A 751-nucleotide genomic window follows, 5' to 3' on the forward strand; every position below is an offset into this window, starting at 1 on the left:
TATGGCCCGGGTCGTCGCGGGGGTGGGGGCCTGACCCCGGTTCTTGGACACGCTGAATCCAGCACGTGCTGGGGAAGCGAGATGATCCAGGATCATGGCCAGGAAGAACTACTCCGAGGAGTTCCGTCGTCAGGCCGTCGACTTGTACGAGTCCACCCCGGGCGCCACGGTCCGCGGCATCGCCGAGGATCTGGGCATCGTGCGCGGCACGCTGCGGGGTTGGCTCGAGGTCTACGGGACGGGCAAGAAGACCGCCGCTGACGGGACGTTGACCTCCAGCCCCTTGCAGTCCAAGCCCGCGACACCGGTCCCTGCGGGGGCCGCGGACGAGACGCCAGAGCAGAAGATCGCCCGGCTGCAGGCCCGCGTCGCCGAGCTCGAGGTCAGCGAGAAGAAGCTGACCACCGAGCGGGAGATCCTCCAGCGGGCGGCCAAATATTTCGCCGGGGAGACGCGCTGGTGAGTCGCTTCCAGTTCGTCGCCGACAACTCCGCCACCTTCGAGGTGAAGCGACTGTGCGCGCTGCTCGAGATCGAGCGATCCTCCTACTACGCATGGAAGGCAGGCGCAGCGGCGCGCGCCCGACGGGCCGGCGCTGATGCCGAGCTCGAGGCGCGGATCCGCGAGATCCACCAGGCCGACAACACCGTCGGCGCGCCACGGGTCACCGCCGAGCTCAACGACGGCGTGGCCGCAGAACAGCGGGTGAACCACAAGCGAGTCGCACGTGTCATGCGTGCCGCCGGCATCG

General features: G+C 68.7%; 1 pseudogene. It reads left to right on the forward strand.

From position 1 onward, the window contains the following. Positions 1 to 94: 94 nt before the first annotated feature. Positions 95 to 751: pseudogene (locus N866_RS20710) on the forward strand (transposase); the annotation flags it as partial.

It is taken from the genome of Actinotalea ferrariae CF5-4, from assembly GCF_000603945.1.
GTDB lineage: Bacteria > Actinomycetota > Actinomycetes > Actinomycetales > Cellulomonadaceae > Actinotalea > Actinotalea ferrariae.